This is a genomic window from Sphingomonas sp. SUN019, from assembly GCF_024758705.1.
GTDB lineage: Bacteria > Pseudomonadota > Alphaproteobacteria > Sphingomonadales > Sphingomonadaceae > Sphingomonas.
Genome location: NZ_CP096971.1, coordinates 497,565 through 520,371 on the forward strand (window position 1 = coordinate 497,565; position 22,807 = coordinate 520,371).

20 protein-coding genes are annotated in these 22,807 nt (G+C 65.2%); 12 read left to right on the top strand and 8 right to left on the bottom strand.

Annotated features, from left to right (window positions below):
* The first annotated feature begins 88 nt into the window (after positions 1 to 88).
* On the top strand, positions 89 to 1,180 hold the full coding sequence (locus M0208_RS02465) for a PA0069 family radical SAM protein (RefSeq protein WP_258890151.1): 1,092 nt from the start codon (positions 89 to 91) through the stop codon (positions 1,178 to 1,180).
* 162 nt (positions 1,181 to 1,342) lie between these two features.
* Here M0208_RS02465 and dnaE read toward each other — a convergent pair whose 3' ends face one another.
* The 6 genes from dnaE to M0208_RS02495 form a co-directional block, all read right to left on the bottom strand.
* Positions 1,343 to 4,837, bottom strand: a complete 3,495-nt coding sequence (dnaE, locus tag M0208_RS02470; RefSeq protein ID WP_258890152.1) for a DNA polymerase III subunit alpha — start codon at positions 4,835 to 4,837, stop codon at positions 1,343 to 1,345.
* Between the two features lie 171 nt (positions 4,838 to 5,008).
* Positions 5,009 to 5,488 (bottom strand): glutathione peroxidase, encoded by a 480-nt coding sequence (locus M0208_RS02475; protein ID WP_258890153.1) that lies wholly within the window; start codon positions 5,486 to 5,488, stop codon positions 5,009 to 5,011.
* Positions 5,485 to 6,093 (bottom strand): GNAT family N-acetyltransferase, encoded by a 609-nt coding sequence (locus M0208_RS02480; protein ID WP_258890154.1) that lies wholly within the window; start codon positions 6,091 to 6,093, stop codon positions 5,485 to 5,487. The genes M0208_RS02475 and M0208_RS02480 overlap by 4 nt, the downstream gene beginning before the upstream one ends.
* Positions 6,094 to 6,765: an ABC transporter ATP-binding protein gene (locus M0208_RS02485; RefSeq protein WP_258890155.1), complete on the bottom strand. Its 672-nt coding sequence runs from the start codon at positions 6,763 to 6,765 to the stop codon at positions 6,094 to 6,096.
* A gap of 132 nt (positions 6,766 to 6,897) precedes the next feature.
* A complete protein-coding gene (locus M0208_RS02490) occupies positions 6,898 to 8,148 on the bottom strand; it encodes a lipoprotein-releasing ABC transporter permease subunit (protein ID WP_258890156.1) in 1,251 nt (416 codons plus the stop codon).
* A 491-nt stretch (positions 8,149 to 8,639) separates the two neighbouring features.
* Entirely contained in the window at positions 8,640 to 11,147 is a 2,508-nt protein-coding gene (locus M0208_RS02495; RefSeq protein ID WP_258890157.1) for a TonB-dependent receptor, read from the bottom strand.
* Positions 11,148 to 11,358: 211 nt separating this feature from the next.
* On the opposite strand from M0208_RS02495, the gene M0208_RS02500 reads away from it, so the two are divergent.
* The gene (locus tag M0208_RS02500; protein ID WP_258890158.1) at positions 11,359 to 11,823 is read left to right on the top strand and encodes an Hsp20 family protein; all 465 of its coding nucleotides are present in this window, start codon (positions 11,359 to 11,361) and stop codon (positions 11,821 to 11,823) included.
* 81 nt (positions 11,824 to 11,904) lie between these two features.
* On the opposite strand, the gene M0208_RS02505 is transcribed toward M0208_RS02500, so the two are convergent.
* Together M0208_RS02505 and secG are read right to left on the bottom strand one after the other, a co-directional pair.
* Positions 11,905 to 13,539, bottom strand: a complete 1,635-nt coding sequence (locus M0208_RS02505; RefSeq protein ID WP_258890159.1) for a CTP synthase — start codon at positions 13,537 to 13,539, stop codon at positions 11,905 to 11,907.
* 355 nt (positions 13,540 to 13,894) lie between these two features.
* Complete coding sequence (gene secG, locus M0208_RS02510) at positions 13,895 to 14,299, bottom strand: preprotein translocase subunit SecG (protein WP_258890160.1); 405 nt, start codon at positions 14,297 to 14,299, stop codon at positions 13,895 to 13,897.
* Between the two features lie 204 nt (positions 14,300 to 14,503).
* On the opposite strand from secG, the gene M0208_RS02515 reads away from it, so the two are divergent.
* The 10 genes from M0208_RS02515 to M0208_RS02560 all read left to right on the top strand — a co-directional run bounded on the left by M0208_RS02515 (position 14,504) and on the right by M0208_RS02560 (position 22,792).
* Entirely contained in the window at positions 14,504 to 14,824 is a 321-nt protein-coding gene (locus M0208_RS02515) for a MarR family transcriptional regulator (protein ID WP_258893152.1), read from the top strand.
* Positions 14,825 to 14,969: 145 nt separating this feature from the next.
* Positions 14,970 to 15,134 (top strand): hypothetical protein, encoded by a 165-nt coding sequence (locus M0208_RS02520; RefSeq protein ID WP_258890161.1) that lies wholly within the window; start codon positions 14,970 to 14,972, stop codon positions 15,132 to 15,134.
* A complete protein-coding gene (argC, locus tag M0208_RS02525; protein WP_258890162.1) occupies positions 15,131 to 16,057 on the top strand; it encodes an N-acetyl-gamma-glutamyl-phosphate reductase in 927 nt (308 codons plus the stop codon). The genes M0208_RS02520 and argC overlap by 4 nt, the downstream gene beginning before the upstream one ends.
* A gap of 10 nt (positions 16,058 to 16,067) precedes the next feature.
* Entirely contained in the window at positions 16,068 to 17,531 is a 1,464-nt protein-coding gene (gene zwf, locus M0208_RS02530; RefSeq protein ID WP_258890163.1) for a glucose-6-phosphate dehydrogenase, read from the top strand.
* A gap of 164 nt (positions 17,532 to 17,695) precedes the next feature.
* Positions 17,696 to 18,400, top strand: a complete 705-nt coding sequence (gene pgl, locus M0208_RS02535) for a 6-phosphogluconolactonase (protein ID WP_258890164.1) — start codon at positions 17,696 to 17,698, stop codon at positions 18,398 to 18,400.
* A gap of 14 nt (positions 18,401 to 18,414) precedes the next feature.
* Positions 18,415 to 20,226 (top strand): phosphogluconate dehydratase, encoded by a 1,812-nt coding sequence (gene edd / locus M0208_RS02540; RefSeq protein WP_258890165.1) that lies wholly within the window; start codon positions 18,415 to 18,417, stop codon positions 20,224 to 20,226.
* 58 nt (positions 20,227 to 20,284) lie between these two features.
* The gene (glk, locus tag M0208_RS02545; protein ID WP_258890166.1) at positions 20,285 to 21,250 is read left to right on the top strand and encodes a glucokinase; all 966 of its coding nucleotides are present in this window, start codon (positions 20,285 to 20,287) and stop codon (positions 21,248 to 21,250) included.
* On the top strand, positions 21,250 to 21,852 hold the full coding sequence (gene eda, locus M0208_RS02550) for a bifunctional 4-hydroxy-2-oxoglutarate aldolase/2-dehydro-3-deoxy-phosphogluconate aldolase (protein ID WP_258890167.1): 603 nt from the start codon (positions 21,250 to 21,252) through the stop codon (positions 21,850 to 21,852). The genes glk and eda overlap by 1 nt, the downstream gene beginning before the upstream one ends.
* 282 nt (positions 21,853 to 22,134) lie before the next feature.
* Positions 22,135 to 22,362, top strand: coding sequence for a hypothetical protein (locus M0208_RS02555; RefSeq protein ID WP_258890168.1), 228 nt, complete (start codon positions 22,135 to 22,137; stop codon positions 22,360 to 22,362).
* 136 nt (positions 22,363 to 22,498) lie between these two features.
* Complete coding sequence (locus M0208_RS02560; protein ID WP_258890169.1) at positions 22,499 to 22,792, top strand: hypothetical protein; 294 nt, start codon at positions 22,499 to 22,501, stop codon at positions 22,790 to 22,792.
* The last annotated feature ends 15 nt before the right edge of the window (positions 22,793 to 22,807 follow it).

Here is a 22,807-nt window from a genome sequence, read left to right on the forward strand (position 1 = left end):
AAAGGCGTTATAGCGCGATTCGTACACCAAAGGGTTAACGCCGGCGCGTCGTTGTTCCTTTTATGTTCCGACTGGAATATAGTGGTGCATGGCCAACGCCCGCCCGAGTCCCCGCCCGAGTCGCGGCGCAACGATCAATCGTGAGAGCGCGCGTTTCAATCTGCCGCAGACCGAGGCGGACGGTGACTGGCTCGATGCGCGCGACGAAATCGACGGCGCGCCGCCGCCGCTGCGGACCAGCGTGACGGTCGAGCGGCCGAAGACGATCATCAGCCGCAACGTATCCCCCGACCTGCCGTTCGATCGCTCGATCAATCCGTATCGCGGCTGTGAGCATGGCTGCATCTATTGCTTCGCGCGGCCGACCCACGCGTTCCACGATCTGTCGCCGGGGCTGGATTTCGAGACCAAGCTGTTCGCCAAACCCGATGCGGCGGCGTTGCTCCGCGCCGAATTGTCGAAGCCGTCCTACACGTGCGGGCCGATCGCGATGGGGACGAATACCGATCCGTATCAGCCGATCGAGCGTGAGTGGCGCGTGACGCGCGGGGTGATCGAGGTGCTGGCGGAATGCGATCATCCGCTCGTCATCACCACCAAATCCGATCGCGTGGTGCGCGACATCGATCTGCTCGGCCCCATGGCGGCGAAGGGGCTGGTGGCGGTGGCGATCTCGGTCACGTCGCTCGACTCGCGCATCGCGATGACGATCGAGCCGCGCGCGCCGCATCCCGAACGGCGGCTGACTGCGGTGCGGCGGCTGAGCGACGCGGGCATCCCGATTTATGTGAACATGGCCCCGGTGATCCCGGCGATCACTGATCATGAGGTGGAGGCGATCGTCGCGCGCGCGGCCGAGGCGGGCGCGCTGGGGGTGTCGTTCATCCCGGTGCGCCTGCCGTGGGAAGTCGCGCCGTTGTTCCGTGCATGGCTCGACGAACATTTTCCCGATCGCGCGGGGAAGGTCATGGCGACGATCCAGTCGCTGCGCGGGGGCGAGCGCGACAATGATCCGGGGTTCTTCACGCGGATGCGCGGGCAAGGGCCGTGGGGGGAGTTGCTGCGGGCGCGGTTCCTGATCGCGCGGAAGCGGAGCGGGATCGACCGTAACCGGGAGAAAATGCGGTTGCGGACCGACCTTTTCCGCCCGCCGCGGGGGGATCAGGGGGAGTTGTTTTGAGAGCCAATCCTCCCCGGCACGGGGAGGGGGACCGTCGCCGAAGGCGATGGTGGAGGGGCAGCCAAGCAATGCTGGCCTTTGTCGCTGCCCCTCCGTCAGCCTTTCGGGCTGCCACCTCCCCGTTCCGGGGAGGAGCGACACTGTCTGAATAACGATGTAGCCTCAGCCCACGAGTGCCAGCCTTGCCTCCGATGCCTTCATCGCGACCGCGGTCACCCCCGGCAGATGCTCGATATGCGTCACCAGTTCGGCGTCGAGCAGGAAATCGCGGCCTATCAGCAGCGTCGCTATCCCACCGTCAGGCAGCGGCGTCAGCAGCCGCACCTCGCCGCGCGCGCCGCGATGGTCGGCGAGCACATAGGCCAGCGACGTGACGTCGAAGCCCTCGGACACCGCGATCTCCACCGTGAAGCGCGCGTTCGACGCCAATCCCTCGAAGGGCTGGATGCGCTTTACGGTCACGCGGGGCTGTTCCTCACCGGGGCGGCGGTCGAGTTCGACCGTGGCGAGGCCGCAGCCGCCGGCCTTCGCGGCTTCCTCCAGATCGTTGGCGACGGCGTCGTCGAAGCAGGTCGCGACGAACTGGCCGCTCTGGTCGCTGAGCGTGGCCATCATATAGCGTTTCCCGCGCGCGGAGGTGCGCCAGCGCGCGTCTTCGACCAGCACCGCCATCGTCGCGCCTGCGCGCGTCCCGTCGTCGGGGATGGCGAGCGCGGCGAGCGCGCCGAACTGCCGCGCGCCGTGCGCTTTGGCGAGATGCGCGTGGCGGTCGACGGGGTGCGCGGAGAAATAGAAGCCGTACGCCTCCTTTTCCTGCTCCATCCGCTCGGCGACGGTCCAGCGTGTGGAGGTCGACAGCTTGATCGAATCACCCGCGCCGGTCGCTTCGCCGAACAGGCCGCCCTGTCCGCTGGTCTTCGCGTCATGCGCCCGCGCAGCGACCGCGAGCATTGTTTCGGCGACTGCGAACACCGCCGCGCGATTGGCGCTGAGCGCGTCGAACGCGCCCGCGGCGGCGAGCGTTTCGAGCTGGCGCTTGTTGATCAGCCGCGGATCGACGCGGTGCGCGAGGTCGTCGAGGCTGGCGAACGCGCCCGACGCTTCGCGTTCGAGCACGAGTTTCTCCATTGCCCCCTCCCCGACCGATTTCAGCGCGGCCAGCGCGTAGCGCACCGCGAGGCCGTCCTCATGCGGTTCGACGTCGAATTCGGCCTGGCTGCGGTTGATGTCGGGCGGCAGGCATTTGACGCCGAGCCGCCGCATATCGTCGCAGAAAATCGCCAGCTTATCCGTCAGATGCAGGTCGTAGCACATCGAGGCTGCGAAGAATTCGGCCGGATGATGCGCCTTCAGCCATGCGGTTTGATAGGCGAGCAGGGCATAGGCCGCGGCGTGGCTCTTGTTGAAGCCGTAACCCGCGAACTTGTCGATCAGATCGAAGAGTTCGTTGGCCTTGGCCTTCGGGATGTTGTTGGTCGTCGCGCAGCCCTCGACGAAGCCGGCGCGCTGCGCGTCCATTTCGGCCTTCACCTTCTTGCCCATCGCGCGGCGGAGCAGGTCGGCGCCGCCGAGCGAGAAGCCCGCCAGGATCTGCGCGGCCTGCATCACCTGTTCCTGATAGACGAAGATGCCGTAGGTCTCGTTCAGGATCGGTTCGAGCAGAGCATGAGGGTATTCAATATCTTCCGCGCCATTCTTGCGACGGCCGAACATCGGAATATTGTCCATCGGCCCTGGCCGGTAGAGCGATACCAGCGCGATGATGTCACCGAAATTGGACGGCTTCACCGCCGACAGCGTGCGCCGCATCCCTTCCGATTCAAGCTGAAATACGCCGACCGTGTCGCCACGCTGGAGCAAAGCGTACACCGCGGGATCGTCCCATGCGAGCGCATCGAGATCGATCGAAACCCCCCGCTTCGCCAGCAGTTGCACCGCCTTTTTCAGCACTGACAACGTCTTCAGACCGAGGAAGTCGAACTTCACCAACCCGGCGCCCTCGACATATTTCATGTCGAATTGCGTGACAGGCATGTCGGAGCGCGGATCGCGATAAAGCGGGACGAGTTGCGCCAGCGGACGATCGCCGATCACGACGCCCGCGGCATGGGTGGAGGAATGCCGCGGCAACCCCTCCAGTTTCATCGCGAGGTCAAGAAGCCGCCGTACCCCATTGTCATTGGCGTATTCCTTCGCCAGTTCGCCGACGCCGTTCAGCGCGCGATCCAGCGTCCATGGATCGGTCGGGTGGTTGGGAACCAGCTTGGCGAGCCGGTCGACCTGCCCATAGCTCATCTGCAGCACGCGGCCGGTGTCCTTCAACACCGCACGCGCCTTCAGCTTTCCGAAGGTGATGATCTGCGCGACCTGATCGCGGCCGTATTTTTCCTGCACGTAGCGGATGACCTCGCCGCGGCGGGTTTCGCAGAAATCGATGTCGAAATCGGGCATCGATACGCGTTCGGGATTGAGGAAGCGTTCGAACAGCAGGCCAAGCTTCATCGGATCGAGATCGGTGATCGTCAGCGACCAGGCGACGACCGACCCCGCGCCGGAACCGCGCCCCGGCCCGACCGGAATGTCGTGATCCTTCGCCCATTTGATGAAATCGGCGACGATCAGGAAATAACCGGGGAATCCCATCTGAATGATGACGTCGAGTTCGAAATCGAGCCGCGCGCGATACTCGGCGCGCCAGTCGCCCTCACCCGCCAGCCCCAGTTCCTCGATCCGGTCGAGCCGCACCTCAAGCCCGGCGTGAGCATCGCGGAGCAATAGCAGCGATTCGCCCTCACGGTCGCCGGCGAGGCTGGGGAGGATCGGCTTGCGCTTCGGCGCAGCGACCGCGCAGCGTTGCGCGACGACGAGGGTGTTGGCGATCACCTCGGGCAAATCGGCAAACAGCGCCTGCATCGTTGCGGCGGGCTTCATCCACGCTTCGGGCGAACTGCGCAGGCGATCGTCGCTTTCGACATAGGTCGAATGCGCGATGCACAGCATGGCGTCATGCGCGTCGCCGAAATCGGATTCGGCGAAGCAGCACGGGTTGGTGGCGACAAGCGGGAGGCCGCGGTCGTAGGCCAAGTCGATCAGGTGCGCCTCGGCGGCCATTTCGGTCGCATCGTGGCGGCGAACGAGTTCTACGAACAGGCGGTCGGGGAACAGTGCCTGCAAGCGGTCAGCATAGGTGCGCGCGGCGTCGGGCTGGTCCTCGGCGAACAGCCGCGCCAGCGCCCCCTCCCCGCCCGCAGTGAGCGCGAGAAGGCCGCCGGTACGGCCCTTCAACGCGGCGAAATCGACATGCGGGGCCTGATCGATCGGGCGGTCGAGGTGCGCGCGGCTGACCAAAGCGCAGAGATTGTCGTAGCCGGTGTCGTCCTGCGCATAGAGCGCCAGCCAGTCGAGTTGCGGGGAAACGCCATCGGGCCGGTCGGGCCGCGCGACGCCCAGCATCGCGCCGATGATCGGCTGCACGCCCTTGTCGAACGCGGCGTCGGAGAACGCCATCGCGGCGTAAAGCCCGTTGCGATCGGTGAGCGCGGCGGCGGGAAAGCCCAGCTTCGCGGCCTGCACCGCGATCGCCTTCGGCTCGATCGCGCCGTCGAGCATCGTGTAACAGGAGAAATTGCGGAGGGGGACGAACCCGGAATGCGGCATTCGGGAGGTTATGGGACGACGGGCGCGATTCGGGAACCGCTAAAGTCCTCCCCGGCACGGGGAGGTGGCGCGCCGAAGGCGTGACGGAGGGGGTGTGCCGCGAGCGATCCACTTGCGGCACACCCCCTCCACCAGCCTGCGGCTGGTCCCCCTCCCCGTTCCGGGGAGGAATTAGAGAAGCTTCGTGATGTCGCTCTCGATGTCTTCCGGCTTCGTCGTGGGGGCGTAGCGCGCCACCACTTCGCCGCCGCGGTTTACGAGGAATTTGGTGAAATTCCACTTGATCGCCTTCGACCCCAGCAGCCCCGGCGCGTCCGATTTCAGCCGGTCGAACAAGGGATCGGCGTTGGGGCCGTTGACGTCGACCTTGGCGAAAACGGGGAAGGTCACGTCATAGGTCAACGTGCAGAAATTGGCGATTTCCGCAGCGTCGCCGGGTTCCTGCGCGCCGAACTGGTTGCACGGGAAGGCCAGCACTTCGAAGCCCTGTCCGCCGAACTTGCGGTGCAGCGCCTCCAGCCCCTCATATTGCGGGGTGAAGCCGCATTTCGACGCGGTGTTGACGATCAGCAGCACCTTTCCGCGCCACGTGTCGAGCGAGGCCGGGCCGCCGTCCGCCGCCTTGACCTCGAAATCGGTGATCGCGTTCATCGTGCCTGCCCCCGCAACAAAAGATGATCGAGGTTCGCACGCACCCCGGGCCATTCGCAAGCGATGATCGAATAGACCACGAGATCGCGGACGCGGCCGTCCATCAGCTGGTGTGAGCGCAGCACGCCGTCACGCTTCGCGCCCAGCCGTTCGATTGCGCGTTGCGAAGCGCGGTTGAACCAGTCGGTACGGATCTGGACGACCTGACAGCCGAGCGTGTCGAAGGCGTAGCCGAGCAGCAGTTTCTTCGCCTCGCTATTCAGGCCCGAGCGCTGGACCGATTTCGCATAGAACGTGCCGCCAATCTCGACCCGGCGGTGCTGCTCGCTCATCCGCATCAGGCGGGTCATGCCGACGAGTTTGCCGTCAGGGGTTTCTACTGCGAACGGCATCGCACGGCCGAAATCTCGTTCCTTCAGCGCCGCGGCGATGAACGCGTCGGGATTGGTCAGCGCGGAAACATTGGCGAAAAACAATTGCGTCAGGTCGCCGTCGGCTGCGGCGATGGCGAGCGCTTCGCTGTCTTCGGGGGTGAGCGGGCGGAGGGTGACGTGATCGCCGACGAGCGTCGGGGTATCGCGCCAGGGGTTCGCCCTTTCTTCCATTTATTGCAGCGTGCCGTCGTGGAGGCGGACGACCCGGTCCATCTTGGCTGCAAGCCGCTCGTTGTGCGTCGCGACGAGCGCGGCGGAGCCTTCCTCACGCACCAGCCGCAGAAATTCGGCCAGCACGACGTCGGCGGTATGTTCGTCGAGATTGCCGGTCGGTTCGTCGGCCAGGATCAGCGCCGGGCGGTTGGCAAGCGCGCGCGCGACCGCCACACGCTGCTGCTCGCCGCCAGAAAGCTGGCTCGGCCGGTGCGTCAGGCGGTGGCCCAGACCCAGCGCGGTGAGCAACGACGCCGCGCGATCGTCGGCGGCGGCGCGTTCGGCGCCGTGGACCAGCTGCGGAAGGACGACGTTTTCCAGCGCGTTGAAGTCGGGCAGCAGATGGTGGAACTGATAGACGAAGCCGAGCTGGTCGCGGCGCACGATCGTGCGGCCGTGCGCATCGAGCTTCGCCGCTTCCTCACCCGCGATGCGGATAGATCCTTCGAAGCCGCCTTCGAGCAGGCCGACCGCCTGCAACAGCGTCGATTTGCCCGAGCCGGAGGGGCCGAGCAGCGCGACGATCTCGCCCGGCGCAACGGTCAGGTCGACGCCGCGCAGGACGTGGATGGTCTCCTCGCCTTGCGTGAAGCTGCGCGCGAGGGCGGTGGTCTGGAGGACGGCGCTCACAATTCCTCCCCGGAACGGGGAGGTGGCGCGCGCAGCGCGACGGAGGGGCAGCCACAAAGGACAGCACTGCTTGGCTGCCCCTCGACCAGCCTGCGGCTGGTCCCCCTTCCCGTTCCGGGGAGGAATTGAAAACTACTCATACCGCAACACCTGAACCGGATCGGTGCTCGCCGCCTTGTACGCGGGATAGATCGTCGCGAGCAGGGTCATCAGCGCGGTGATGATGACGATCGCGGTGATCTCGACCGGATCGGGTTTCGACGGGAGTTCGGTCAGATAACGGATCGAGGGATCCCACAAATTCTGCCCCGTCACGAACTGCACGAAATTCACCACAGCCTGCCGGTAGAACAGGAACACCGCGCCAAGGATCAGCCCAGCGACGATGCCCAGCGCGCCGATACTGGTGCCGACCAGCATGAAGATGCGCATCATCGCCGCGCGCGTCGCGCCCATCGTGCGCAGGATCGCGATGTCGCGGGTCTTGGCGCGGACCAGCATGATGAGCGAGGACGCGATGTTGAAGGCGGCGACCAGGATGATGATGCACAGCACGACGAACATCGCGATGCGCTCGACCGCCAGCGCCTCGAACAATTGCGCATTCATCTGCCGCCAGTCGGAAATGACGCCGCGGTTGCCGATCTTGTCCGCGAGCGGAGCGAGGATCTGTCCGACACGGTCGGCGTCGGTCGTCTCCAGCTCGATCATGCCGACCGCATCGCCGAGCAGCAGGAGCGTCTGCGCATCCTCCATCGGCACGATGACGTACGCCTTGTCGTAATCGTACACGCCGATCTCGAACACCGCGGCGATCGTATAGTTGACGTAGCGCGGGACGGTGCCGAACGGGGTCGACTGACCCGACGGGTTGATCAGCGTGATCTCGGACCCGACGCCTGCCCCCAATGATTCGGCGAGCCGCGCGCCGACCGCGACGCGATTCGACCCCGACGTTACCGACGCGAGCGAACCCGCGACGACCTTCGACCCGATCGTGGCGTTGGAACGGATGTCCTCGACACGCATCCCGCGCACCAGCACCGCTTCCACCCGGCCGTTATAGGTCGTCATCAGCGGCTGCTCGATCATCGGCACCGCGCTGGTCACGCCGGGAGTCGCCTTGGCGAGCCCAGCGATCTCGCGCCAGTCGGATAGGCGTCCGCCGACACCCTGCACCACCGCGTGGCCGTTCAGGCCGACGATCTTGTCGAACAGCTCGGCGCGAAACCCGTTCATCACGCTCATCACGATGACCAGCGCGGCGACGCCGAGCATCACCGCGCCAAGGCTGAAGCCCGCGACGAGCACGATGAAGCGCTCGCCCTTTCCGGGAAGCAGGTATCGCCGCGCGATCATCCGTTCGTAGCGCGACAGGATCATGTCGCCGCCTCTACCGGGGCGGTGGGGGACTGGCAATCGCGGTGTGCCGCGGGGCGTATAAGCGATGTTGCGGAATCGCCACACGGTCGCCGCAATCGGTTTATGCGGCGTTCATTTTCATCGACACGCAACCCCGGCGCACCTAGCAATCCAGGCACTGGCACACAGGCAATGGCCGTGGTTCGGGGAATGGCTTCCAGACCCGCTTCGACACGAAGCGCGCGGGCTGGGGCAAAACCAAGGGGGCTGACGAGCAATCGTCACGCAGGCGCCCGGATCGGAAACGATCCGGGCGTTTGCGTTTGGGCGGAGCGAGCGCAGCGACGCTGCCGAGCGGTGCGCAACGCGCGCCGCCCAAACCGGCCGGCGGGTCGGCGAACGCCGCACCCTACCGACGGCGGCTTTGCCGCCGACGCCTCCAATATCAACACGGCAGCAAGTGCGGCCGCCCCTCCACCATTCGCTGCAAGAGCAGGGGAGGAGCTATAAGATCAGAACGACTTCGACAGCGTCACGCCATACGTCCGCGGATCGGCCGGTTGGCCGACGATCAGTCCGGTGTTCCCGGATTGCGTCGCGAGCAGGTCGTAATAATCTTGGTCGAAGGCATTGCGCAGCCACGCGAAGATGTTGAGCTGATCGTCAGCGCGGAAGCCGACACGGAAGTTCGACAGCGAATAGCCGCTCACGTTCGTATAGATCGATTCGGACGGGTTGGACGAGAAATCCGAGCGATAGCTGCCGTCATAACCGAAATAGATTTGGCCATCGTAGCCCGCGATCCGCGTCGGGATATTGTATTCCGCGCCGTAGCTGAACGCCCATTTCGAAATGCCCGGCAAGCGCTGTCCCGACACGTCGCAATTGGCCGGGCTGAACGATGGCGCCGTGGCGGTTCCCGCTTGTCCCGCAGGGCTCGCCGGATTGGTGGCGCTGGCCGCGGTGCCGCCCGACAGTTCGGGCGGGCATGGCGCATCGACGAAACGGACGTATTTCGCGTCGGTGAAGGCGGCGTTGGCATAGATGTTCAGGCCGTCGAACGGGCGGAAAGCCGAATCGATTTCCACACCGCGTGTCCGCACCTTCCCCGCATTCGCGAGATAGCCGCGCAGCACGCCTAGCTGCCCGTTGGTGACGGTCGCCTGATAATCCTCGATCTCGGTCCAGAAGCCCGCGATGTTGAACGTCACGCGGCGGTCCAGCAACTGCGTCTTCAGCCCCAGTTCGAACGCGTTGACGCTTTCGGGCTTCACCGTCGCCGACGTGAGGATCGGGTTGTTGTTCGCGTCCAGCGGCAGGCCCGACAGATTAATGCCGCCCGATTTATAGCTTTTCGCGTAGCTGGCGTAATAATGGATGTCGGGGGAGAAATCGTAGCTGACCGTGATGTCGCCCGAGATGTTCCAGTCATCGAAATCGGGCGTGTAGACTTGCGGCGCCAGCACGCCGCGCTGATCGGAGTTCAGCGTCGTGCTGCCCGCGCCGGTCGTGACCACCGACACATAATCACCGGTCTTCTTGTCGTAATTTACGCGCAGGCCGGGTGCGATCTCCAGCCGGTCGGTGACGTGCCACGCGAGCTTGCCGAACGCCGCGGCGCTGGTATTCTTGAACCCGATCGTGTTGCGCGAGGTCAGCCCGTCCAGGATCGCCGGGTTGCACGCATTGGCTGTCGCAGGAATGCAACCCGCGGCGCCCGGTACGACGAGATTGCCCGGATTGAGCAGGAAGCGGCTGGCCGCGGCGCCCTGCACCTGCAGCCCTTGCGTATCGATCGTCTGGTGGAAGAAGAATGCGCCGACCGTGTAATCGACATCGTTCTTACCATTCGAACCAAGCCGGAGTTCCTGGCTAAACTGGCGTTGCTGCGACGGGTTGGCCGAAACCGTGGTGATCGGCAGGCCGATGAAATCGCGGTCGTTCGACGGCAGCCAGTTCCAGAAACGCCATGCCGTGACCGAGGTCAGCGTCGCCGGGCCGAGATCCCAATTGACCAGCGCCGACGCGCCCCCCAGTTCCTGCTTTGCGCGCAGTGGGGAATCGAGATCGGTGATGCGATCGAACGCGTTGCGTGAGGGCGGTTCATACCCGAACGCGGCGGCCAGCGCCTCATATTGCCGGTTGATCGGGCGTTGCGTGGTGCCGACGCGCGCGAATATCTGTGCGCAGCATTCGGGATCCTGCCGGTTATAGTCGGCGTAGAGCGTGATATCGAGGTTCGGCGCGGCCTGAAACAGCATCTGCCCGCGCAGGCCGATATTGTCCTGGCTGTTGACCCATTTGTCGGTCGTGACGTTGTAGATCGTGCCCCGCCTGGTGGTGATCGAGCCGGACAGCCGCGCGGCGACCACATCCTCGACCAGCGCGCCGGACAGCGAGAATTTACCCTGGAAGAAGTCGAGATTGCCGCCGGTCATCTCGACCCGCGCCTCGGGCGTGAAGCTCGGCTTGCGCGTGGTGACGTTGATCGCGCCCGCGGTCGTGTTCTTGCCGTACAACGTACCCTGCGGCCCGCGCAGCACTTCCAACCGCTCGGTATCGGTAAAGTCGAACGTCGCCGAGGCGATTCGCGCGTAATAGACCTGGTCGACATAGATGCCGACCCCCTGTTCGATGCCGTCGTTGGTCAGGCCGAACGGCGCGCCGAGCCCGCGGATGTTCGCGGCGGAATTGCGCGGGTTGGTCGAATAGAATTGCAGGCTTGGCTGCAGCTGCGTGAGGCGGCCGACATTGTATGCGCCGGTTTCCGCCAGCGCCGTCCCGCCGATCACCGACATCGCGATCGGCACGTTCTGCACCGTCTCGGCGCGCCGCCGCGCGGTGACGACGATGTCGCCACCACCCTGCTGCGCCGGACCAAGTCGGCCCGAGGGCTCCCGTTCGCCGTCCACCGTGACCTGATCGCCCGCCGGGGCGGACTCGGGCGGGGCCGCTTGTTCCGGGGGAACGGCCGCGGGGGCGGCCTGAAGCGACAGAAGCAGCGCGAGCGTGATCGACATTTCAAAACCCCCTAGATCGGCAGACTTTATATCCTATCGATCCGGTAGATGATGCAATACCCCATCGGTATAGTAGGATTTGTTTCACCCCCTTGAACCTTCGCTTCATCGCACCATTTTTGCGGGGCGCGGCGCCGCTGACGGGCCGCGCAGACGGCGTCGCGGCCCCGCCGGACGCCGCCATCAACTCGCTCATTATGGAGGATTTGATATGCGACTTGATCTGACCCCCTATCGCCGTTCGACAATCGGCTTCGACCGGCTGTTCGACATGCTGGAAAGCAACGGGCGCAATGCGTCGGAAAACTATCCGCCTTTCAATCTCGAGCGCATCGCAGACGACCGCTACCGCATTACGCTGGCGGTGGCCGGGTTCGCGCGTGACGAAATCGAGATCACCGCGCGGCAGAATCTGCTGTTGGTCGCGGGGAAGAAGGCGGACGACGCGAACGCCGCGCAGTTCCTGCATCTGGGCATCGCGACGCGCAGTTTCGAACGGCGTTTCGAACTCGCCGATTTCGTATTCGTCGACGATGCGCGGCTGAACGATGGCCTGCTGGTGATCGACCTGGTGCGTGAGGTGCCGGAGGCGATGAAGCCGAAGACGATCGCGATCCGCACCGGCGCGTCGGTCGCCGCGGTCGAACACGCGTCCGAGGACGCGCAAGCGGCGTAACTGTTCGGCGCCCCGTTACTCCCTTTTCCGGGGCGTCGTTGGGCGTCCGGGCCGTAAAGGTCCGGGCGCTTTCGTTTGGTTCTAGACCAACCGACTCTGCTTGACCGCCGCGCCGATGAAGCTGGCGAACAAGGGGTGCGGATCGAACGGTTTGCTTTTCAGTTCGGGATGGAACTGGACGCCGACGAACCACGGGTGGTCGGGGCGTTCGACGATTTCGGGAAGCGTGCCGTCGGGGCTCATGCCCGAGAAGACGAGGCCGCCCTTTTCCAGCGCCTCGCGATAGTTGGTGTTCACTTCGTAGCGGTGACGGTGACGTTCGTGGATCGTCTGCGCGCCGTAGATCGAGGCGACGACGCTGTTGCCGCTGAGCGACGCTTCATACGCCCCCAATCGCATCGTGCCGCCCATGTCACCTTCCGCGGCGCGCTTTTCGAGACCGCTGCGGCCCATCCACTCGGTAATCAGGCCGACGACGGGTTCGTCCGTAGGACCAAATTCGGTCGATGACGCCTTTTCGATCCCCGCCAGGTCGCGCGCGCCCTCGACGCAGGCCATCTGCATCCCGAAACAGATGCCGAAATACGGAATTTCGCGTTCGCGTGCGAAACGGACGCTGGCAATCTTGCCCTCTGCGCCGCGCTCACCGAACGCGCCGGGGACCAAGATCGCGTCGCACGGTTCGAGATGCGCGGCGATTTCCGAATCGTCGTTCTCGAACAGTTCGGCATCGATCCAGCGGACGTTGACCTTCACGCGATTGGCGATCCCGCCGTGGACGAGCGCCTCGTTCAGCGATTTGTACGCGTCCTGCAGTCCGACATATTTGCCGACGACCCCAACGGTCACTTCGCCCTCGGGATTGGTCAGGCGATCGACGATTTCGGACCAACGGCTGAGGTCGGGCGGCGATGACGGCATGATGCCGAAGGCGCGGAGCACCTCCGAATCGAGCCCCTCGCCGTGATATTGCAGCGGAACAGAGTAGATGCTCTTGGCGTCCAGCGCGGGGATGACCGCGCTTTCGGGGACGTTGCAGAACAGCGCGATCTTCGCGCGTTCGGACGGTGGCAGCGGATGTTCGCAGCGGCAGACCAGCACGTCGGGCTGGACGCCGAGGGCGGCCAGTTCGCGCACCGAATGCTGCGTCGGCTTGGTCTTCAATTCGCCCGCGGCGGCGATGTACGGGACCAGCGTGACGTGGACGCTGATCGCATTGCCGCGGCCGACCTCGTTCTTCAACTGTCGAATCGCCTCGATGAAAGGGAGCGATTCGATGTCGCCGACCGTGCCGCCGATCTCGCACAACACGAAATCCAGGTCGTCGGTTTCGGCCTTCGCAAATGCCTTGATGGCGTCGGTGACGTGCGGAATGACCTGCACCGTCGCGCCGAGATAGTCGCCGCGGCGTTCGCGCGTGATGATCTGCTGATAGATGCGGCCCGAGGTCACGTTGTCGCTCTGCCGCGCGGCGACGCCGGTGAAGCGTTCGTAATGGCCGAGGTCTAGGTCGGTTTCCGCCCCGTCGTCGGTCACATAGACCTCGCCGTGCTGATACGGGCTCATCGTGCCGGGATCGACGTTCAGATACGGATCGAACTTGCGGATACGGACGCGATAACCGCGCGCCTGCAGCAACGCCGCGAGGCTCGCCGCCATGAGACCTTTGCCAAGCGAGGAGACCACGCCGCCGGTGATGAAGATGAACCGCGCCATGGGAGGTAACGCCTAGGAGCCAAACCCAACGACCGCAATGGTCGTGACGGGCCGAGTTTTGTCGCACAGGTAGGAGCGAGGAGTGAGCGATGCCAAAGCATCGTGATCGACGAGCGACGCCGCTGTGCGACAAAAGACGGCTCGCCGCTTCGCGGTCGTCCGGGGAAGGCCGCTGGCGGCGTCGCTTGCTTGCGCGTAGCTTAAGCTACGCGGCTGCGCTGCGCTTCTTGCCAGCGGCCTTCCCCGGACGATCACGACCGTTGCGGTCATTGGGTTTGGCTCCTCGCCTTTAACACGCATGAACGACAAGCGCCCGCGTCGCCGCGAGCGCCGTTAAACCGGCGAACCGAGTGGATTAGTTGGCGAGCGGGACGCCGTTGTCGGTATTGGCGGGGGCTGACTGGTTGCCCCCCGCTGCTGCTGCCGCGTTCTGCGCTGCGCCCGCGAACGGCGCGTCACCGGTGGACGGCGGTGCGGTCGCTGCCGGAGCGGCTGCCGGAACAGTCCGTTGCAGCGAGGTATCGACCGACGTACCGCCACGCGACGCCGCAAAGGCGGCCAGCGCGATCGACAGCAGGATGAACAGCGTGCCCAGCACCGCGGTGGCGCGGGTCAGGAAATCGGATGCGCCGCGCGCCGACATCAGGCCCGACGGGCTGCCGCCCGACGTCAACCCGCCGCCCTCCGAACGCTGCATCAGGACCACCGTCACGAGCGCGGCGGTGATGATGATGTGCAGGACGAGCAGAAAGGTGAACATCGGTTTTCCGAAACAAGCGCGGGAGCGCGCGACGGCGGGCACATAGGGGACGCGCGGCACGCGATCAACCGCGGCTATTTGTCACGGACCTGAAACCACCTTGGGGTGGGCTGCGTTACTGCCCTTGTGACTCCTGAGACGACCGAAATCCTCGATCGGAAGGCAGACGTGGCAAGTTTCGTACAGACTGAACTCGGCACCTGGATGAACGCGCTGGTGGATTATGTGCGGTCGGGCGAACCCGACCTGACCAATCGCCAGATGGCGCTTTTGCTGGTGGTGTACCTCAAACCCGGCCCGCATACCGTGCGGGGCCTGGCGCGAATCCTGAACGTGTCGAAGCCCGTCGTGACACGCGCCTTGAACAGGCTGGGCGCGCTCGGCTATCTGCGCCGCCAGCGCGACGACAGCGACAAGCGCAACATCTTCGTCGCGCAGACTTCCGAAGGGGCAGGTTTTCTTGAAGAGTTCGGGCAGTTCATCGGCGAGGCAGAGCCCGCATCGACCGGACGCGTCAACGCATAAGGCGTTTGCACTGACGGGGCGGTCGCGCCCGCTCGACCCACGCACCAATGCGGTCAGGCCCGACATCGCCGACGTGCGGCTCGCCGAATACGTATTCGCGCCGCATTACGCCGCCCCGCTCGCAAGCGTTCTGATAGGGGAAGCCATGCTTCGCGAAACCCGCATCGTCGATTCGCCCGTGATGGCGACGCTGGCGAAGGGCGAGACGTTCGAATTGCTCGACGTGACCGGCGGCGTCGCATGGGGCGTGGCGACCGCGCACGGGCTGGTCGGTTATGTCGACGCGGTGGCGCTGGGGATCGTGGATTGAGCGTATCGGTTTTCATCGACGGCGCGGTGGGCACCACCGGTCTGGAAATCCGCGAGCGGCTGGGTGGCCGGGCGGATGTGTCGGTGATCGTGCTCGATGACGAACGTCGCAAGGATGCGCGCGCGCGGCGGCAGGCGCTGAACGACGCCGATTTCGTGATCCTGTGCCTGCCCGACGAATCCGCACGCGAAGCGGTGACGCTGATCGACAATTTCCGCACACGCGTGATCGACGCGTCTAGCGCGCACCGGGTAGCGGACGGCTGGACCTACGGATTTCCGGAGTTGGAGACCGATCAGGCGGAACGGATCGCCGCGGCGCGGTTCGTGTCCAATCCGGGATGCTATCCGACCGGCTTCCTCGCGCTTGTAAGGCCGCTGATCCGCGCGGGGCTGCTGCCCGCCGATGCGTTGCTGAGCGTCAACGCAGCGTCGGGCTATTCGGGCGGCGGCAAGGCGATGATCGCCGAATTCGAGGGCGGCGGGACCGATACCGCGTTTCGCGCCTATGGCCTGTCGCTCGCGCACAAGCATGTGCCCGAGATGACGGTTCATTCGGGCCTCACGCACGCACCGATCTTCCAGCCATCGGTCGCGCGGACGTATCGCGGGATGCTGGTCGAGGTGCCGTTGCACCTGTCGATGCTGACGAAACCCGCGACGGTCGCGGACCTGCGCGGCGTGCTGGCGGACGCCTATCCCGCCGGTCTGGTGCGTGTCGCCGACGACGACGCGGCGCTGGTGACGATCGAAGAGAATGCCGGGTCCGACCGGATGACGCTGCGCATTACCGGCGCTGACGAATCGGGTCAGGCACGGCTGATCGCGACGCTCGACAATCTCGGCAAGGGCGCGGCGGGCGCCGCGGTGCAGAATCTCAACATCATGGCCGGGTTCGATGCGACCACCGGCCTCACGCTCTGAAAGGGTGACGATGGAGCGCAATCCTGTCGGCAAGCTGCTGCTGTTCGGCGCGACCGGCGATCTGGCGCAGCGGATGTTGCTGCCCTCGCTATACGGCCTGCACGCCGATGGCCTTCTGCCCGAGGGGCTGACGATCACCGGGTCGGCGCGCTCCGAACTGGACGACAAGGGGTTTCGGAAGTTCGCCAAGGAGGCGCTCGACGAGTTTCTGCCCAAGGATCGTTCGGACGAAAAGGCGGTCGGCGGGTTCCTCGACCGGCTGTTCTACCAGTCGGCCGATCTGTCGGACCTGAAGACCTTTCAGCCGCTGGCCGACAAGGTGGGCGACGTCAGCGGTGGGCTGGCGATCTTCCTGTCGACCGCGCCGTCGCTGTTCGAACCCGCGGTAAAGGGGCTGAAGACGGTCGGGCTGGCGGGCGATACGGTGCGGATCGGGCTGGAAAAGCCGCTCGGCTACGACCTCGCTTCCAGCCGCGAGATCAACGACACCGTCGCCAGCGTCTTTCCCGAGGACCGGATTTTCCGGATCGATCACTACCTTGGGAAGGAGACTGTTCAAAACATCCTCTCCCTACGCTTCGGCAACTCCTTCTTCGAACCGGTGTGGAACGCGCAGGGCATCGACAACGTCCAGATCACGATCGCCGAGACGGTCGGGCTGGAGGATCGCGCGGGGTATTACGAAGGCGCCGGCGCACTGCGCGACATGGTCGCCAACCATATGCTCCAATTGCTCGCGTTGATCGCGATGGAGCCCCCTGCCCGGTACGACATGACCGCGGTGCGCGACGAAAAGGCGAAGGTGTTCCGGTCGCTGCGGCAGATGAAGCCCGAAGACGTGCCCTCGCTGACCGTCACCGGCCAGTATCTTGGCGGCGCGGTGAATGGCGCGATCGTCAAAAGCTACGACGAGGAACTGGGCAAGGATTCGAACGTCGAGACGTTCGTCGCGATCAAGGCGCATATCGACAATTGGCGCTGGCAGGGCGTCCCCTTCTACATCCGTACCGGCAAGCGCATGGCGGTGCGTCGCAGCGAGATCGCGATCCAGTTCAAGCCGGTGCCGCATTCGATGTTCGTCGGGCGCGGCGGGCTGCTCCAGCCCAACACGCTGATCATCCGGCTGCAGCCCGAAGAATATATCGAGTTGCTGGTGATGGCGAAGGAACCGGGGCTGGATCGCGACGGGGTACGACTGCGTGAAGTGCCGCTGAAGCTGAGCCTGGACGCAGAATTTGCAGGCACGCGGCGACGGATCGCGTATGAACGCTTGCTGCTCGACCTGATAGAAGGCGATCAGACGCTGTTCGTGCGGCGCGACGAGGTGGAGGCGCAATGGACGTGGATCGACGCGATCCGCGCCGGTTGGGATGCGAACGGCACGAAGCCGAAACATTATCCGTCAGGCACCTGGGGTCCGTCCACCGCGATCGCGCTGACCGAGCGTGATGGCGTGACCTGGCAGGACGATTAGGGCAGAAATGGTTTCTCAGCCCGCTCATCCTAAGGAGGGGCTGAGCTTGTCGAAGACCGTCTCGAAGGACGGAGCCGGACACGTCCTTAGAGACGCCATTTCGACAAGCTCAATGGCTCCTCAGGATGAGCGGTTTCTAAAATCTTCAGGTAAAGAGCATTGCTATGACCGAGATCGAATGGTGGGAATATGAGGACGCGGCCGAGATGGCGGGCGCGGTCGCTGGCGATGTGCAGTTCATCATCGAAAGCGCGATCGACGCGCGGGGCGCGGCGGTCATCGCTTTGCCCGGCGGCAAGACTCCGGTCCCGATCTACGAGAAACTGAGCGCGGCGAAGCTCGACTGGAAGCGCGTCACGATCGTGCCGACCGACGAACGCGTCGTGCCGCTGGGCGATGCGCTGAGCAATGTGACGATGATCGCCAAGGCGTTCCTGCCGAAGGGCGCGCGCGTCATGCCGATCGTGCCGGGTGCCAATGCCGACTACAAGGCGGCGGGGCGGTCGGCCGATGCGCTGATGCAGGATCTGCACTGGCCGCTGGACCTGTGCCTGCTGGGCGTCGGCGGCGATGGGCATACCGCGTCGATCTTCCCCGGCCCCGATTTCGACGAGGCGCTGAACGGCCCGAAGGAACGCCGCGCGCTGGGCGTGATGCCCGAGCCGCTGCCGCCCGAGGCCCCGGTCGCGCGCGTCACTTTGTCGCGGCAGGGGATCATCACCGCGCGGGCATTGATGATTGCGGTGACCGGCGCGGGCAAGAAGCGCGTGATCGAGGACGCCATCTCCGAAGGCGCGGGCTCGCCCTATCCGATCGGTCGCGTGCTGGCCGATGCCGAACTGCCGGTGGACATCCATTGGGCACCGTGAACGGAGGCTGAGATATGAACCCCGCCGTCAGCGCCGTCACCGACCGGATCATCGAACGCTCGCGCCCGACCCGGTCAGCCTATCTGGCGCTGATCGAGCGTGAGCGCGAGACGTGGATCGGACGACCGTCGCTCGGCTGCGCGAACCTGGCCCACGCTTATGCCGGAACGCCCGAAGACCGTGACGCCATGAAGGCGGGCGACGGCATGAACATCGGGATCGTAACCGCGTACAACGACATGCTGTCGGCGCACGCGGTCTACTATCGCTATCCCGAACTGATGAAGGTGTGGGCGCGCGAGGTCGGCGCGACGGCGCAAGTGGCTGGCGGCGTGCCCGCGATGTGCGACGGCGTGACGCAGGGCTATGCCGGCATGGAACTGTCGCTGTTCAGCCGCGACACGATCGCGCTGGCGACCGCGATCGCTTTGTCCCACGGCACGTTTGAGGGCGCGGCGCTGCTCGGCATCTGCGACAAGATCGTGCCGGGGCTGCTGATGGGCGCGCTGCGCTTCGGGCATCTGCCGATGGTGCTGATCCCCGGCGGGCCGATGCCGTCGGGGCTGGCCAACAAGACGAAGGCCGCGGTGCGCGAGCGGTTCGCGACCGGCGACGCCAGCCGCGAGGAGCTGCTCGACAGTGAGATCGCGGCGTATCACACGACGGGCACCTGCACCTTTTTCGGCACCGCCAACACCAATCAGATGATGATGGAGGTGATGGGGCTGCACATGCCGGGATCGGCGTTCGTCAATCCGGGCACGAAGCTGCGGCAGGAATTGACCCGTGCCGCGACGCACCGCGTGGCGGCGATCGGCTGGCGCGGCGACGACTATCGGCCGCTCGGCTGGTGCGTGGATGAGAAGGCGATCGTCAATGCCGCGGTCGGGCTGCTGGCGACAGGCGGGTCGACCAACCATCTGCTTCACGTCCCCGCCATCGCGCGCGCGGCGGGGATCGTGATCGATTGGGAGGACTTCGATCGCCTGTCGTGCGCAGTCCCGACGATCGCGCGGGTCTATCCCAACGGGTCGGCCGACGTGAATGCGTTCGAGGCCGCCGGGGGTATGCCCTATGTCATCAGGCAGTTGCTGGAGGGCGGTTATCTCCACGGCGACATATTGACTGTGAATGCGGACGGCCTCGCAGCTTCGGCGCAAAAGCCGTCGATCGAGAACGATACGCTCGCGTGGAAACCGGTGACCGAAAGCGGCGACGAGACGATCGTCCGACCGGTGACGAACCCCTTTTCGCCCGATGGCGGGATGCGCATTCTGGCGGGTAATATCGGGCGCGCGTGCATCAAGGTGTCGGCGGTCGAGCGCGAGCGATGGATCGTCGAGGCTCCGGCGCGGGTGTTCATCGACCAGCTCGACGTGCTGGAGGCGTTCAAGCGCGGCGAGCTGGAACAGGATGTCGTCGTCGTCGTGCGGTTCCAGGGGCCGCGCGCGAACGGGATGCCCGAACTCCATAAGCTGACCCCGCCGCTCGGGGTGTTGCAAAACCGCGGATTTCGCGTGGCGCTGGTCACCGATGGGCGGATGTCGGGGGCGAGCGGCAAGGTGCCGTGCGCGATCCATTGTTCGCCCGAAGCGTTGCTGGACGGCGCGATCGGGCTGATCCGCGACGGCGACATGATCCGGGTCGACGCGATCAACGGCACGCTCGATGCCCTCGTCGATCCGGCTGAATGGGCCGCGCGTGTCCCCGCCCCAGCCCCGCCGCCCGCGACCGGCATGGGCCGCGAATTGTTCGGGATGTTCCGCGGGCTTAGCGACGAGGCCGAAAAGGGCGCGAGTGCGGTGCTGGCTGGGGCGGGTTTGTGACGATCCGTCACCCCACCGAAGGCTGGGGTGACGGCGTGGAAATAACGGAGAGAAGCGCATGGAAGTAGTGGCAGTCGACATCGGCGGCACGCACGCGCGCTTCGCGATCGCAGAAGTGGATGGCGGGCGCGTCGTGTCGATGGATGAGCCGGTGACGCTAAAGACCGCCGAACACGCCAGCCTGCAGACCGCGTGGCAGGCGTTCGACGCGCAGACCGATCGCCCGATCCCGAAGGCCGCGGCGATATCGGTCGCGTCGCCGATCACCGGCGACGTTATCCGGCTGACTAACAACCCATGGGTGATCCGGCCGTCGCTGATCGGCGAGCGGCTGGGTGCGGAAACCTATACGATCATCAACGATTTCGGCGCGGTCGGGCATGCGGTGGCGCAATTGCCGAAGGACCAGTTCGTCCATCTGTGCGGTCCCGACACCGACCTGCCGGGCGATGGCGTGACGACGGTTTGTGGCCCCGGCACCGGGCTGGGCGTGGCGCAGGTCTTGAAGGTCGAGGGGCGCTATCACGTGTTGCCGACCGAGGGTGGGCACGTCGATTACGCGCCGCTCGACGGGATCGAGGATGCGATCGTCAAGCGGCTGCGGAAAACCTTCACGCGCGTGTCGACCGAACGCGTCGTCGCGGGACCGGCGATCGTCGCGATCTACGAGACGCTCGCCGAAATGGAAGGACGTTCGGTGCCGAGCCGCGACGACAAGACGATCTGGGCCGAGGCGCTGGACGGGTCCGATTCGATCGCGCTGGCCGCGCTCGACCGTTTCTGCCTCGCGCTGGGCGCCGTCGCGGGCGATCTGGCGCTGGCGCATGGCGCGAAAGGCGTGGTGATCGCGGGCGGGCTTGGCCTGCGGATCAAGGACAAATTGATCCGGTCGGGCTTCGACCAGCGGTTCGTCGCGAAGGGGCGGTTCCAGTCGTTGATGGCGGGCATTCCCGTGAAACTCATCACCCATCCGCAGCCGGGCCTGTTCGGCGCCGCCGCTGCTTTCGCACAGGAACATTCGTGATGCCCGATATCGCAGAGATCATGCGCACCAGCGCGGTCATTCCGGTGCTGGTGATCGACGACGCCGCGACCGCGAAACCGCTGGCCGAGGCGCTGGTCGCGGGCGGCCTGCTCGTGCTGGAGGTGACGATGCGCACCGACGCCGCGCTCGACGCAATCCGCGAGATGAAGCAGGTGCCCGGCGCGATCGTGGGCGCGGGCACGGTCGTCAACGCGGAGCAGTTCGCGCAGGTGATGGACGCGGGCGCGGAGTTCATCGTCTCGCCCGGCCTGACCGAACGGCTGGCCGACCCGATCATCGCCAGCGGCGTCCCCTACCTCCCCGGCATCGCGACCGCGGGCGACATCATGCGCGGCCTCGACCTGGGCCTGACGCATTTCAAGTTCTTCCCGGCGGAAACGAGCGGCGGGCTGAAGGCGCTGAAGGCGTTGGCGGCCCCGTTCTACCAATGCCGCTTCTGCCCCACAGGCGGCATCACCGAAGCGAGCGCACCCGAATGGCTGGTGTTCGATAAGGTGCTGTGCGTGGGGGGTAGCTGGGTGACCGGCGGTTCGATGGCGGAGGTCGAGGCGAAGGCGCGCAAGGCCGCGGGTCTGCGATAGCGAGAGGTTGCTGCGCCCCAAAACTGCGCCGCAGGGACGCATTGCAGATGAAAACCTTCGCGGAAAGTTAGTCTAAGGTTAGGCCAAGGCGGCATTTCGGCGTACGGCAAAAATCGCATTAAAATCGCACCTACGCACTGATCGCGGGCGCGGCGGTGTCCTGTCGTAATCCGGCGATGAGAAGCAGCTAGCGATCCTTAGCAGATAGCGACCGTGTAGGAAAACGCGGATGACCGTTTCCGCCCATTTGCGGACGTTCCGGCGGGCGAGCATACTGGAACGATGGAAGCCGTCTTCATCCTCCATCATATCCGCTCCGATGACGAGTTTGGCGACGACGCCAAGCTGATCGGCGTTTACCCAACGGCCAGCAGCGCAGAGGCTGCCACAAAGCGGCTCGCTCGCCAGCCGGGCTTCGTGGAGCATCCGAACGGTTGGCAGATCGATCGCTACGAACTCGGTCAAGATCACTGGACGGAAGGATTTGGCTCTGCGGAGGGTGACGAATAGGCAAGCATCCGCCTTCGCCCACTTGCGGACATTCGGCAAACCGGCACACACAACCTCGCAACGGCAGGGGGTAATACGTGGGAGGTTACGTGGTGGAAGTTCCGTCAAGCGCGGTGTTCGTAGCGGCGGATGAGCGTTGCTGGTCTTTGCATCGGCCTCGGATACGCAGCAATACCTTGAAGCCATTGACGTGGAGGATGGCGTGTATCCCGCCGCATATGGACCGGGTGGCGAAGCCTACTCTATTACTTCTCACGAGGGGTTGGTGTTTGTTGAGCGGATCGATGAGCCGAACAGGCCTGATGACCTGCACCGTTTGCTACTGAACTGTCTGGAAGCCACTGGTCGCTTACCTGTTGGGTCCGTGTCACTAGACGAGTTGGTTGCGACGGTGTGGGCAGTGAAGGGCGGGGACGCGAATGTCGGCTAACCACCATTGGCAGGC

Excerpts from the sequence above, each read along its gene's own strand:
- eda (WP_258890167.1), top strand. The coding sequence starts at position 21,250 with ATGCCCGATATCGCAGAGATCATGCGCACCAGCGCGGTCATTCCGGTG.
- zwf (WP_258890163.1), top strand. The coding sequence starts at position 16,068 with ATGGAGCGCAATCCTGTCGGCAAGCTGCTGCTGTTCGGCGCGACCGGC.
- M0208_RS02475 (WP_258890153.1), bottom strand. The coding sequence starts at position 5,488 with ATGAACGCGATCACCGATTTCGAGGTCAAGGCGGCGGACGGCGGCCCG.
- secG (WP_258890160.1), bottom strand. The coding sequence starts at position 14,299 with ATGTTCACCTTTCTGCTCGTCCTGCACATCATCATCACCGCCGCGCTC.
- M0208_RS02490 (WP_258890156.1), bottom strand. The coding sequence starts at position 8,148 with ATGATCCTGTCGCGCTACGAACGGATGATCGCGCGGCGATACCTGCTT.
- edd (WP_258890165.1), top strand. The coding sequence starts at position 18,415 with ATGAACCCCGCCGTCAGCGCCGTCACCGACCGGATCATCGAACGCTCG.
- M0208_RS02480 (WP_258890154.1), bottom strand. The coding sequence starts at position 6,093 with ATGGAAGAAAGGGCGAACCCCTGGCGCGATACCCCGACGCTCGTCGGC.
- M0208_RS02520 (WP_258890161.1), top strand. The coding sequence starts at position 14,970 with ATGCTTCGCGAAACCCGCATCGTCGATTCGCCCGTGATGGCGACGCTG.
- M0208_RS02500 (WP_258890158.1), top strand. The coding sequence starts at position 11,359 with ATGCGACTTGATCTGACCCCCTATCGCCGTTCGACAATCGGCTTCGAC.
- M0208_RS02505 (WP_258890159.1), bottom strand. The coding sequence starts at position 13,539 with ATGGCGCGGTTCATCTTCATCACCGGCGGCGTGGTCTCCTCGCTTGGC.
- glk (WP_258890166.1), top strand. The coding sequence starts at position 20,285 with ATGGAAGTAGTGGCAGTCGACATCGGCGGCACGCACGCGCGCTTCGCG.
- M0208_RS02465 (WP_258890151.1), top strand. The coding sequence starts at position 89 with ATGGCCAACGCCCGCCCGAGTCCCCGCCCGAGTCGCGGCGCAACGATC.
- dnaE (WP_258890152.1), bottom strand. The coding sequence starts at position 4,837 with ATGCCGCATTCCGGGTTCGTCCCCCTCCGCAATTTCTCCTGTTACACG.
- M0208_RS02495 (WP_258890157.1), bottom strand. The coding sequence starts at position 11,147 with ATGTCGATCACGCTCGCGCTGCTTCTGTCGCTTCAGGCCGCCCCCGCG.
- pgl (WP_258890164.1), top strand. The coding sequence starts at position 17,696 with ATGACCGAGATCGAATGGTGGGAATATGAGGACGCGGCCGAGATGGCG.
- M0208_RS02555 (WP_258890168.1), top strand. The coding sequence starts at position 22,135 with ATGGAAGCCGTCTTCATCCTCCATCATATCCGCTCCGATGACGAGTTT.
- M0208_RS02515 (WP_258893152.1), top strand. The coding sequence starts at position 14,504 with ATGAACGCGCTGGTGGATTATGTGCGGTCGGGCGAACCCGACCTGACC.